The organism is Metabacillus sp. KH_069 (assembly GCF_057838075.1).
The window spans coordinates 677,570-690,403 of record NZ_CM174460.1; the positions used below are offsets into that span (position 1 = coordinate 677,570).

The window sequence follows — 12,834 nt, forward strand, 5'->3', positions numbered from 1 at the left end:
AGGTGGTACTATAAATTTACGAAAACGTTTACGTGCGAGCAGGGAGAAGGTGGGAAATGAATTATACCATCAAAGATGTTGCAAAAAAGGCCAATGTTTCGATAGCAACTGTATCAAGAATTCTCAATAATCAGAAGGGTTACTCTGAGAAAACGAAACGGAAAGTTCTTGAAGCCATCGAAGAATTGGACTATCATCCAAACGCGATTGCAAGAGGACTGATCAATAAAAAAACGTCGACGATTGGCGTATTATTTCCGGCACTTTCAAGTATGCTCGTGACGGAACTGTTAGCCGGAATAGAAAAAGCGGCGCATCAGCTTGGATCAAGCGTGATTGTCTGCCATACAGAGTCCAATGGTTCGAAAACAATGAAATATCTCCAATTGCTCAATGAAAAGCGTGTTGACGGAATCATTTTTACGAGTGAGATTTTAAAAGAAGAATATTACGAATTTATTCAGAAGATGAATATTCCCCTCGTACTTTTATCAACTGAATCACGTGCTTATTCAGTGCCTTACGTCAAAGTGGATGACAGGCATGCAGCGTATTCTGCCGCACAGTACTTAATCAAAAAAGGGCACACTCGCATCGGCATGATCAGCGGAAATCAAAATGATCTTATCGCTGGAAAACCGAGAATTGACGGCTTTAAGGATGCGTTAATGGACCATGGTTTGTCCGTTGATGACAGCCGGATTGTCTGCAGCGAAGGATTTACCTTTGCAGACGGAATAAAAGGATTAAAGAAAATGAAACAGCAGGCAGCTGAAGTGACAGCAATCTTTGCTGCAAGCGATGAAATTGCATTTGGCGCGATTTCAGCGGCTTATCAGCAGGGCATAAAGATACCCGAAGAATTATCGATTATCGGCTATGATAACTTAAGCATCGCTGAAATGTCGATTCCCCCTTTAACATCACTTGCTCAGCCCTTCTATGAGATGGGAGAAAAAGCTGCAAACATGATATTTGACATGATAAACGGCGAACAGCTTGTAGAAAGCCGGATTATGCCGCATTCGATCATGGAAAGAAGCAGTGTGGCAGAAAAAGAGGAATAGGTTTCTTCTTTTTTGAACAATACGTAAACGTTTACGCTGATAAAGTGAAAAAATGTTTCTTTTTTTGAAGAAAAGAGTAAACGTTTACTTATTCTGAATTGGGAGGCGAAATGAATGATCAAAAAGGTAACCGCAATCGCCGCAGGCATTGTACTTGGCGCGTCGATACTAGCAGGATGCTCTTCGGGAGATGAGAAAGACGGGAAAGTTACGCTGAATCTTTTCTCCAACAAATCTGAAAACATCAATACGTATAAAGGTCTGATAGAAGAGTTTGAAGCAGAGAATCCAGATATCAGAATTAAATTTGATTCTCCTCCTGAAGCAGAGACTGTGCTGCGGACAAAGCTTATAAAGAATGATATTCCTGACGTCATGCTGATTGCAGGAAACGCTACATACGGAGAATTGGGCAGGGCAGGAGTTCTTGAGGATTTTGCTGACTCAAAACTGATCGACTCGATTCAGCCTTCCTATCTTGACATGATTGACCGCTTAGTAGGCCCTGAAAAAGATGGTGTCTACGGGCTCCCTTATGCGACAAACGCAAACACGGTTATTTATAACAAACAGAAGTTTGAAGAGCTTGGTCTTGAAGTTCCGAAAACGTGGGATGAATTTATCGCCGTATTGGAAAAAGCAAAAGCTGCAGGCGAAATACCAATCTATTTAACTCTTAAGGATGCTTGGACCGGCATGATTTCCTTGAACTCTCTTGGAGGTAATCTGGCTGGCGAAGAATTTGCAGAAAAGAAAAGCTCAGGAAAGACATCTTTTGTAAAGAGCTACGATGAAGTCGCTGACAAAATGCTGACCCTGACTGAATACGGACACAAAGACAACTTCGGGATTGCCTACGGCGATGGCAACAATGCGTTCGCAGCAGGTGAGGGTGTTATGTATATTCAAGGGAACTGGGCGATTCCTGAGATCTTAAAAGCAAATCCTGAAGCAGAGCTTGGCGTTTTCCCGATGCCTGTAACGAATGACCCAGAGCAAAACAAATTGGTTTCAGGTGTTGATGTTCTGCTTACTATCAGCAAGGACAGCGAGCACAAAAAAGAAGCTGAAAAATTCCTCGAATTCATGCTGGAGAAAGAAACAGCAAAGCGTTATATTGATGAGCAAAAAGCTTTCTCTGCAATAGAAGGTGTTTATCAAGAGGACCCGGTTTTCGAAGGGATAAAAGAAAACTTTGAAAAAGGAAAGATTACAAGTTTCCAAGATCACTATTATCCAGCAGGAATGGGTGCAGAAAACATTCTTCAGGAATTTCTGATTGAGAAAAAGAAAGGCGCTTTCTTAAAGAAAATGGATAGAGAGTGGGAGAAAGTAGAAAATCGCTGATCGGGCGATTCAACATTTTATTTTGTCCAGGCGCACAGCCCTCCCCTCGGTCAGAACAGATTCCCCGAAAAAGTCAAAACCGGACTTTTAGGGTGAATCCTTATCTGCCTGCCGGGTCTAAAGGGGCCGTTCCGCATTTCTAGTAAAGGAGATGAATCGATGAACACTAAAAACAGAGTATTTCTGATCATGACCATTCCTGCCGTTATCCTGTTCTTTATCTTTCATACCTATCCTGCGCTTCAGGGGATATTCTACAGTTTTACAGACTGGAGAGGGTACGGGGAATGGAGCTTTGTAGGATTAAAAAATTATCTGAATGTCTTTAAAGACGAAAGAGCCCTGGATGCGTATGGTTTTACGTTTAAATTCGCAATCATCTCAACGATTCTCGTGAATTTTTTCAGCTTGCTTGTGGCAATGGGGCTTAATGCGAAGATTAAGTTTCAGAAAACACTTCGGGCTGTATATTTCATGCCTTATATCTTAAGTATTCTGATCGTTGGTTTTATCTTCAACTTCATTTTCACGCATTTTCTGCCTGATATCGCAGGAGGCCTTGGAATTGAGGCACTATCTAAAAATATTCTTGGCGACCCGAACCTTGCCTGGGTTGGTATCGTGATCGTAGCTGTTTGGCAGGCAATCGCGTTCAATACAATCTTGTACCTTGCAGGTCTTGTTACCATTACAGAGGATTTATATGAAGCGGCAAGCATTGACGGTGCTGGAATTTGGACAAAATTCTGGAAAATCACGTTTCCGCTGATTGCTCCATTTTTCACCATCAATATGATTTTATCAATGAAGGGCTTTCTGATGGTGTTTGACCAGATTGTTGCGCTTACAGGCGGAGGACCGGGTCAATCAACAGAATCGATTTCACTTCTGATCTATAGAGGTGGCTTCCAAGGCGGAGAATTTGCCTATCAGTCTGCAAATGCAGTCATTTACTTTATTGTGATTGTGATCTTTTCTATCTTTCAGCTTAAGATTCTTGAAAAAAGAGAGGTGGGGAACTGATGATCAGCAAAAAGACAAACTGGCCTGTCACCATTCTCTTGATTTTAGGGGCCATGTTCATTATCCTGCCGCTTTACTTAACCGTTACCATTGCCTTTAAGACACCGCAGGAGCTTGCGGGAAACTTGCTTGCCCTGCCGCAGTCATGGTCTTTTGATAACTTTACAAAAGCGATCGAAATGACGAATTTCTTCAATGCATTGAAAAACAGCGTATTCGTCACTGTATTAGTAGTAATCTTTACAGTTCTGACGAATTCTATGGTCGCTTATGCGATTGCGCGCAACATGCATAAGAAGTTTTATAAATTCACCTTTTATTATTTTGTAAGTGCGATGTTTATTCCATTCCCGATCATCATGCTTCCGATTGTAAGACAAACTGCATTATGGGGTATGGATAATCTAGTGGGATTGGTGATTTTGTACATTGTCTACAATCTATCTTTCAACATCTTTATCTATGTAGGGTATATAAGATCCATTCCTAAAGAATTGGAAGAAGCAGCAATTGTAGATGGCGCAACAACATGGGGAGTGTTCTGGAAGGTCATTTTCCCGCTGCTTGCACCAATGAATGCAACAGTCGCCATTCTTACATGCCTTGGAGCATGGAACGATTTTCTCTTGCCGCTCGTTGTACTGAGCGACAGCGACATGGCAACATTGCCGCTTGTGCAGTACATTTTCCAATCACAGTTCAGCACAGATTATAACTTGGCATTTGCCTCATACCTGCTTGCACTGATTCCGATGATTATTGTCTATGTGTTTGCACAAAAATGGATCATCAGCGGAGTCATGAAAGGTTCAATTAAATAATATGGCTTAATTAATAGGCCGGATTATTGTATATTGAAATAGAAAGATTAGCTTAAATATTAAAAATAATTTACTATAGGGAGATTTTACAATGAAAATTACAGTTTGGAACGAAAACCGCCATGAACAAAAAAATCCGGCAGTTGCAGAAATTTATCCTGAAGGCATCCACGGCGCTATCGCTAACTTCTTAAAAGAAAACGGCTTTGATGCTGCGACAGCTACATTAGATCAGCCTGAGCACGGGTTAACAGAAGAAGTATTAAGCGAGACAGACGTTCTTTTCTGGTGGGGACACTTGGCACATGATGAGGTTTCTGACGAAATCGTTGAACGTGTTCAAAAACGTGTGCTTGAAGGAATGGGCTTAGTTGTTCTTCATTCAGGCCACTTCTCAAAAATCTTCAAAAAGCTGATGGGTACATCTTGCGACCTTAAATGGCGCGAAGCTGATGACAAAGAGCGTCTATGGGTTGTTGATCCTTCTCATCCAATCACTGAAGGAATCGGCGAATACATCGAAATTGAAAAAGAAGAAATGTACGGAGAACACTTTGATATTCCGGCTCCTGATCAATTAGTATTTGTCAGCTGGTTTGAAGGCGGAGAAGTGTTCCGTTCAGGCTGCACATACCAACGAGGAAACGGAAAGATTTTCTACTTCCGCCCAGGGCACGAAACATACCCGACTTATCACAACAAAGAAATTCAAAAAGTATTAGTCAATGCCGCTAAATGGGCTGCACCGACAAAACGCGAGTATCCTGTTTACGGAAATGCTCAGCCGCTTGAGAAAATTACTGTTAAATCATAATGAAAAAGGTACGCAATTGCGTACCTTTTTTTATTGTTTTGATGTAATGGGAACCCTAAGAAATCGAAAAACAGAATATCATGGTACGAAACGCACGAAATCGTACAAGAAACCCTGTGCTCGAGGATAACTATGCTCTGCCTGAAATAAGATACTTGTTAACAGGTCTTCCGATACCGCCATAATGAATATCAATCTCTAATTTGCCTTCCCGTTCAAGGTGTTCAAGATATCGCCGCGCTGTTACTCTGGCGATTCCGACGCTTGATGCTACATTCTCAGCTGAAACAGGAGCGCTTTGATCTTTGAGAAAGGTGAGAATTTTATGGAGTGTCACCTCATGCAAGCCTTTTGGCAAATCCTTTCTCTCATCAAGATCTTCTTTTTGAAACCTGATGGAATCCAATTCTTTTTGTGTCAGCTGTGTTTTATCTTTCAGCTTGCTGCGGTAGGCGGAATAGTTTTCAAGTGACTGCTTCAGCCGTTCAAATTTAAATGGCTTCATTAAATAATCAACGGCCCCGTGGAGCAGAACATTTCGGACTGTTTCCATATCGCTTGCTGCGGTTATCGCAATAATATCAGCGGCATGTCCTTCAGCCCGAATGGCTTGAATGGTCTCAAGTCCATTCATCTTGGGCATGTACATATCAATCAAAATCAGATCGGGAGCAAGCTTTCTCACAAGCTTAAGACCATCAGCACCATTTGATGCGATGCCAATAACCTCAAACCCTGCCACTCTCTCTAAAAACTCCCGATTCACTTCCTGAACCATTAAATCATCTTCAATCAGAAGTACGGAAACTGGTTTGACCGGCATCATATCTCCTCCATATTAAAAGTAACTGTAAAGCTTGTTCCTGCACCTTCTTCTGACTCCACTATGATTGTTCCCTTTGCCTGCTGAATAAGCTGATTGACTAAATGCAGCCCTAATCCCCGGTCACTGCCTCCCTTTGTAGAAAAGCCCTGTTCAAAAATACGGGGGCGGTCCGCTGCTTTTATTCCGCTTCCATTATCCTCAACTAAAAGTGTCAGTATTTCTGCATCCTGTTCGATGCTGATAAAAATATGAGGGAAGGGAGCTTGATGGTGCTTAAAAGAATCAAACGCATTTTCAATCAAGTTTCCAAGAATCAGAACAAAATCATGGTGATCAAGATTGGCTGGAAATCTTTTAAACTGGCTGTTGCGGTCAATTTCCACACTGATTCCAAGTTCCGTTCCGCGGCGTATTTTACTGAGCAGGCAGCCCGGCGAGACTCTCATCTCTGATGTTTTTACTCAAAAATTGAATCAGCTCTTCTAGCTCTTCAGTCGTTTTAAAGACAAATTGCAGTGCTTTTTCATGGTTTCCCAGCTGTATCAGACCTGCGATTGTATGGAGTTTATTATTGTATTCATGATTTTGGACACGTAAAGCGTTTACAAAGGCCCGTACGCCTGTTAATTCTTCTGCCATCTTTTTCACTTCTGTCCGGTCCTGAAAGATGGCCACTGCTCCCACCGTCTCGCCGCTTACTTTAATTGGAACCCGGTTGCTCAAAATGTTGAGGTTGCCGACATTAAGTTCTTTGCTGTAAATCGCATGATCAAGCTTAAGAATTTCAGGCAAGGCGGTATCAGGGATGACTTCTCTGATGGATTTGCCGATCACATCGCCGTTAATCCGCATCATTTTCATGGCTTTATTATTAAAAATCGTAATCTTTTCATTTGTATCAATCGCTATTACACCTTCGTGCATGGCATTGAAGGTTTCGGTGCGTTCTACCAGGAGCCTTGCAATTTCATGCGGCTCTAGGTGAAACATCTGCCTTTTTATTTGACGGGCCAGTATCCAGGCGCCCCAGCCTCCAAACAGCAAAGAGAGACTTGCTGTGATGAAAATTTCAAATGCAAGGCTTTGCAATACTTCAAGAAAGACCGGAAGTTTGTATCCGGCAAGAACGACTCCAATTTGCTCATGATCATCGTTCATTACAGGGACAAATGCACGCATGACCGTCCCGATTTCCCCATTTGCTTTAGATGTATAGGAGTGTTCTGCAAAGGCAGGCCCTTCATCGTTTCCCTGTGAGCGGGTTCCAATTCTATCATGTACGGGATGTGTCAGCCGTTCGCGATCCATATTTAAAACGACAATATAATTTGCGTTGTTGATGATTCTCAGGCGGTCGACCACTTTATTAAGATCATTCTGCCTGCTTTCAAGAGCTTCTTTTACTTCCGGAAGTTCAGCGATCGTCTGCGCTGTTACGAAGGAACGCGCCTTTAATTCTTCTTCTTTTCCGCTAATGTAATTGCCGATTAGAACAATTCCTGCCAGAAAAAGAGAAAAACCCAATATAAAAAAGATTAAGCCTGCAATTTTCCATAAGATTGATATACGTCTCATATAGTTCCTCATTATTCTGAAGAATGAAATATCTTTCATTGTAACATGCGCCAAAATGTCATGATACAATGAATCTACTAAAAAATTGATTGAAACGGTGGATAGTATGAAATGGTTTATTAGCGCAAGTCTATTAACTGTGCTCATTTTAGTGGCAGTTTTTTCACATGATCCCATGCACGAAATTGAAGATGACGATGAACAGACTGGTTTGAATGACCAAATTGTGATTAAGTTCAGTCATGTGGTTGCTGAAAATACACCTAAGGGACTGGCAGCAGAAAAATTTGCTGAGATTATCGCGGACCGGACAGATGGAAAAATAAAAGTGGAAGTTTTTCCGAATGAAATTATGTATTCAGATGAAAAAGAGCTGCAGGCATTGAAAAAGGGCGACGTCCAAATGATTGCCCCTTCATATTCAAAAATGACGGAGGTTATCCCTGAATGGCAGGTGCTTGATTTGCCGTTTATTTTTCAGGATGAGCAGCACGTAAAAAACGTTTATACAGGGGAAGTTGGAGAACGGCTGCTCGGCAAACTTGAACGTGAAAATATTAAGGGCCTTGCTTTGTGGGGGAATGGCTTTAAGCAAATGACAAGCAGCAGCGGCTCATTGATCGATCCTGGGGATTTTTCAGGACAGCGCTTTAGAATTATGCCGAGTGATACAATAGCTGAACAGTTCGAACTTCTCCATGCCATCCCAAAAGCTGCTTCCTTCAATGATGTATACATCGCTTTGGAAGGCAATGAATTTGACGGACAGGAAAACACGATTTCAAATATTTATTCAAAAGGATTTTATCGTCTGCAAAAAGACATGACGGTGTCGAACCACGGCTATTTAGGCTATTCGGTTTTAATGAATGAAGAGTTCTGGAACAGGTTGGAACCCGAACTGCAAACTCAAATTCAAAAAGCCATGAATGAAACGACAGAGTGGATGCTTGAGGAATCAAAAAATATGAATGACTCACAGCTGAGAAGAATGAAACAAAATTCCAAGATGAAAATACATGAGCTGAGTGAAGCTGAAAAAGATAAATGGCAGGAAGTTTTTATGCCGCTTTATGAGGCGTATTCCTCTGAATATGGGGACAAGTGGATTGAAGAAATTCGAAACGAGCGATAAAAATTGGCCGCTGCAAGGGTGCAGCGGTTTTTCTAATAAAGAGGTATTCGGAGAGAGCCAGGCTTAAAAGACGATGAAAGCTGAACAGTTGCTTCCGCTTTTCGTATTGTCCAGTTGAACAAAATTCTCCAATTAATTTGGAAACCCTATGAATTAATTCGGGAACCCCATTAATTAATTCTAAAACCCCTCCAATTAAATTGAAAACCCCATCAATTCGGTATTGACTCCTCGATCTGAACAGTCGGTTCCGCTTTTCGTGATGTCTAGCTCCATCTCCTAGCCCCTCGGCCAGAACGGCTCCGCCAGTAAAGGCAAAAAGCGCCTTTTCTGTCGGATCCTTATCTGTCAGTCGGGTCTAACCAGTCGGTTCCGCTTTTCGTGGTGTCTAGCTCCATCGCCCAACTCCTCGGCCAGAACGTCTCAGCCAGCAAAGGCAAAAAGCGCCTTCACTGGCTGAGACTTATCTGTCTGTCGGAGCTAAACGGGCGATTCCGCTTTTCGTGATGTCTAGCTCCACCTCCTAGCCCCTCGGCCAGAACGGCTCCGCCAGTAAAGGCAAAAAGCGCCTTTTCTGTCGGATCCTTATCTGTCTGTCGGGTCTGAACAGTCGGTTCCGCTTTTCTAGTGACCAAAAAGACCAAAAAGAACAATAATACCAAAACGGAGTGGTGTCTAAATTATCAGTTAATATAAAGATATTCTTGAAAGCGCTATCAATAATAGAACGGAGGATACTATGAAAATTAATTTTAAGAATTTGACGGTTCAGGTTATTATCGGGATTATTTTAGGGATTGCAGTCGGCTTTTTGTTTCCAAGCTTCGGAATTGAGCTGAAGGTGTTAGCAGATGTTTTTATCAAAATGATTAAAATGGTGATTGCGCCAATTATCTTTTTTACGGTTGTTATTGGTATTGGCAGCATGGGTGACTTGAAAAGGTTGGAAGAATCGGAGGCAAGGCTCTTCTGTATTTTGAAATTGTGACGACCTTTGCACTTGCAATCGGAATTATCGTGGTAGGAATTGTAAAGCCTGGTGACGGCTTCAACACAGATAAAGTTGAGGGTGGAGATGTATCACAGTATACAGAGCAGGCTGAAGAAACCAGTCACGGATTCGTTGACTTTATCGTCGGCATTATTCCTGAGAATGTAGTAGGCGCGATGGCTGAGGGAGAACTGCTCCCAATCTTATTCTTTGCCGTTCTGTTCGGTATCTCAATGGCAGCGGTTGGCGAAAAAGCAAAACCGGTTGTCGTTTTGTTTGAAAGGCTGACAGATATCTTTTTCGGTGTTGTCAACATGATCATGAAAGTTTCTCCATTTGCGGCATTCGGCGCGATGGCTTACACAATTGGGCAATTTGGAATCGGCTCGCTTGTTGCTCTCGGTAAATTAATGGGTTCTGTTTATATCACGATGTTCCTATTTATCATTTTAATTTTAGGAGCGATTGCAAAATATTATGGATTCAGCATCATCAAATTTATCGCTTATATTAAAGAAGAGATCCTGCTTGTTCTCGGAACATCTTCATCAGAATCAGCACTTCCGAAGATGATGGAGAAAATGGAGAAATACGGATGCTCTAAATCTGTTGTTGGACTTGTTATTCCGACAGGCTACTCTTTTAACCTGGACGGCACTTCAATCTATCTATCCATGGCAGCGATGTTTATTGCGCAGGCATATGGAGTCGACCTCAGTATTTGGCAGCAACTGACCCTTCTTGGCATTCTGATGCTTACATCTAAAGGGGCGGCAGGAGTAACCGGATCCGGCTTTATTACATTGGCAGCAACCCTTGCTGCATTCCCGATGATTCCGGTTGAAGGCATTGCCTTACTGCTCGGGGTGGATCGTTTTATGTCTGAAGCCCGTGCGATCACAAATCTGATTGGAAATGGTGTGGCAACAGTTGTTGTTTCTAAAATGGAAGATGAGTTTCATCCTCCTGCTGAACATGCAGAACATGCAAAAATCTCAATTGCTAAGTAAAAAAAGCGGAGTTTCCGCTTTTTTTTATGCTTTTTAAGTTTAGGCTATTTTCGAAAAAAATGTTGCTAACGGATTAAATGTTAAAAGCCTTAAGTGGATTGTAGCGGAAGGAACTTGACTCCTGCGGGAAATAGAGCAAAATGGGAGACCCCACAGGCAACGCCGAGGAGGCTCCCATGCTCCCCGCGGAAAGCAAGTTCCTGGAGCGAAAAGGAACGGACAATATTTATCATAAAAAACAACAATCTATGCGAAAATAGCCTAAGTTTATGTATATTTATATAGAAATCTATACCATAGAAATATTTTACTAATATTAATACTTTGTAAAGATATTGTTAAAATTAACGACAAAGTCTTTTCGGATTCGACATTAACGTATATACTTTTTAAGTTGCAAATAAAGAGAGAAAATAAAAAATATATGGCTCCTTGGAGGAATAAGCAATGGCTATCAAAAGAAGAAAAGATAAGTTTTCTGAAATGTTAAGTCAAATATCTGAGAACTTAAAAGAAACTGGGCAGTATTTTGTTGATTTTAAAATCAAAAATGCCAACGATCTGAAAGTTTTCTCAGATACAATTAAAGATTATGAGTCAAAGGGTGACACGTTTGTTCATACCATCATCATGGAACTGAACAAAGCATTCATTACTCCGATTGAGCGCGAAGACATTCTTCAGCTCGCAATGATTATGGACGATGTTTTGGATGGCATCGAACATTCTGCGGCACTATTTGAAATGTATTCTGTTACACAGCCAACTGACTATATGGTAAAGTTCGTTGACACAATTAATGAGTGTACAATCGAAATCGCTAAATCAATTGAGCTGCTTTCTAATAAAAAGCTGAGCGATATCCGCACTCATGCAATCCGTTTAAAAGAACTTGAGTCCAACTGTGATAATTACTTGCGTACAGCTGTGAAAAATTTATTTGCAATCGAAAAAGACCCAATTAAAATTATTCAATATAAAGAGATCTATGAAACACTTGAAGAAATTGCTGATAGCTGTCAGGGTGTTGCCAACACACTTGAGACTATCATCATGAAGAACGCGTAAGAGGCGATATTATGGATACTATATTAATTCTTACCATTCTTATTGTTATTTTTGCCTTGGCATTTGACTTTATTAACGGATTTCATGATACAGCGAATGCGATTGCAACATCCGTATCAACGAAAGCCCTTAAACCAAGACAGGCAATTATCCTTGCATCTGTCATGAACTTCGTCGGTGCCATGACATTCACAGGCGTGGCAAAGACAATTACAAAGGATATTGTTGATCCATTCACCCTGCAAAATGGATCTGTTGTTATCTTAGCTGCACTGATTGCAGCGATCACGTGGAATTTAATTACTTGGTATTATGGGATTCCAAGCAGTTCTTCCCATGCAATTATTGGTTCAATCGCTGGTGCTGCGATTGCAGCGGCAGGATTTAGTTCATTAAACTATTCAGGGTTCTTGAAAATCCTTCAGGCCCTTATCATTTCACCGATCTTGGCATTTATAATCGGTTATATTGTTTACAGCATTTTTAAGGTCGTTTTTAAAAACAATAATCTTACAAAAACAAACAGAAATTTCCGTGCGATTCAAGTAGCAACTGCTGCTTTGCAATCTTACACTCACGGTACGAATGATGCTCAAAAAGCGATGGGTATCATCACGATGGCCCTGATTGCAGGGAATCTTCAAGATTCTACAGATATTCAATGGTGGGTTCAATTCTCATGTGCCCTTGCGATGGGACTTGGAACGAGTGTCGGCGGATGGAAAATCATTAAAACCGTTGGCGGAAAGATCATGAAAATCCGTCCAGTTAATGGTGTAGCAGCTGATTTAACAGGAGCAGCGGTTATCTTTGGCGCTTCTATTATTCACTTGCCAGTAAGTACAACACACGTTATTTCATCTTCCATACTTGGTGTAGGCTCTGCCCACCGAATTAAAGGTGTAAAATGGGGAACGGCTAAAACGATGATCATCACTTGGTTCATCACCTTGCCGATTTCTGCTACATTAGCAGCGATTTCCTACTTTATTTTAAATCTGTTCTTTTAATGACCATGCCCTCCTTAAATGGAGGGTTTTTTTTAGACTCTTTTCGTAAATATTGTTGCTATTATACTAATAAAAACGTTAAGTGGATTGAAGCGGAAGGAACTTGACTCCTGCGGGAAATAGAGCACCCCGCAGGCATGCCGAAGA

Annotated in this window: 9 protein-coding genes and 2 pseudogenes; 9 read left to right on the top strand and 2 right to left on the bottom strand. The window is 41.4% G+C overall.

The genetic code is table 11. The annotated features are described in order from the left end of the window. Positions 1-32: 32 nt before the first annotated feature. The 5 genes from AC3ISE_RS03545 to AC3ISE_RS03565 all read left to right on the top strand — a co-directional run bounded on the left by AC3ISE_RS03545 (position 33) and on the right by AC3ISE_RS03565 (position 5,072). A complete protein-coding gene (locus AC3ISE_RS03545) occupies positions 33-1,067 on the top strand; it encodes a LacI family DNA-binding transcriptional regulator (protein ID WP_489223054.1) in 1,035 nt (344 codons plus the stop codon). 114 nt (positions 1,068-1,181) lie between these two features. After that, positions 1,182-2,414, top strand: a complete 1,233-nt coding sequence (locus AC3ISE_RS03550; protein ID WP_489223055.1) for an ABC transporter substrate-binding protein — start codon at positions 1,182-1,184, stop codon at positions 2,412-2,414. A gap of 159 nt (positions 2,415-2,573) precedes the next feature. Beyond that, a complete protein-coding gene (locus AC3ISE_RS03555) occupies positions 2,574-3,437 on the top strand; it encodes a carbohydrate ABC transporter permease (RefSeq protein WP_489223056.1) in 864 nt (287 codons plus the stop codon). Beyond that, positions 3,437-4,258 (top strand): carbohydrate ABC transporter permease, encoded by an 822-nt coding sequence (locus AC3ISE_RS03560; RefSeq protein ID WP_175443517.1) that lies wholly within the window; start codon positions 3,437-3,439, stop codon positions 4,256-4,258. Before AC3ISE_RS03555 ends, AC3ISE_RS03560 begins: the two co-directional genes overlap by 1 nt. Positions 4,259-4,349: 91 nt before the next feature. Beyond that, a complete protein-coding gene (locus AC3ISE_RS03565) occupies positions 4,350-5,072 on the top strand; it encodes a ThuA domain-containing protein (protein WP_489223057.1) in 723 nt (240 codons plus the stop codon). 130 nt (positions 5,073-5,202) lie between these two features. Here AC3ISE_RS03565 and AC3ISE_RS03570 read toward each other — a convergent pair whose 3' ends face one another. Both AC3ISE_RS03570 and AC3ISE_RS03575 read right to left on the bottom strand, forming a co-directional pair. Then, the gene (locus AC3ISE_RS03570; protein WP_489224256.1) at positions 5,203-5,895 is read right to left on the bottom strand and encodes a response regulator; all 693 of its coding nucleotides are present in this window, start codon (positions 5,893-5,895) and stop codon (positions 5,203-5,205) included. Next, positions 5,895-7,473: pseudogene (locus AC3ISE_RS03575) on the bottom strand (ATP-binding protein). The gene AC3ISE_RS03570 and the pseudogene AC3ISE_RS03575 overlap by 1 nt, the downstream one beginning before the upstream one ends. 106 nt (positions 7,474-7,579) lie before the next feature. Between AC3ISE_RS03575 and AC3ISE_RS03580 the strand changes: the two are divergent. From AC3ISE_RS03580 to AC3ISE_RS03595, 4 genes and pseudogenes are all read left to right on the top strand, one after another. Next, positions 7,580-8,608: a DctP family TRAP transporter solute-binding subunit gene (locus AC3ISE_RS03580; protein WP_489223058.1), complete on the top strand. Its 1,029-nt coding sequence runs from the start codon at positions 7,580-7,582 to the stop codon at positions 8,606-8,608. A 739-nt stretch (positions 8,609-9,347) separates the two neighbouring features. Then, a pseudogene (locus tag AC3ISE_RS03585) lies at positions 9,348-10,609 on the top strand (dicarboxylate/amino acid:cation symporter). Between the two features lie 447 nt (positions 10,610-11,056). Beyond that, entirely contained in the window at positions 11,057-11,677 is a 621-nt protein-coding gene (locus AC3ISE_RS03590; RefSeq protein WP_489223059.1) for a DUF47 domain-containing protein, read from the top strand. An 11-nt stretch (positions 11,678-11,688) separates the two neighbouring features. Further along, the gene (locus tag AC3ISE_RS03595) at positions 11,689-12,687 is read left to right on the top strand and encodes an inorganic phosphate transporter (protein WP_070877190.1); all 999 of its coding nucleotides are present in this window, start codon (positions 11,689-11,691) and stop codon (positions 12,685-12,687) included. The last annotated feature ends 147 nt before the right edge of the window (positions 12,688-12,834 follow it).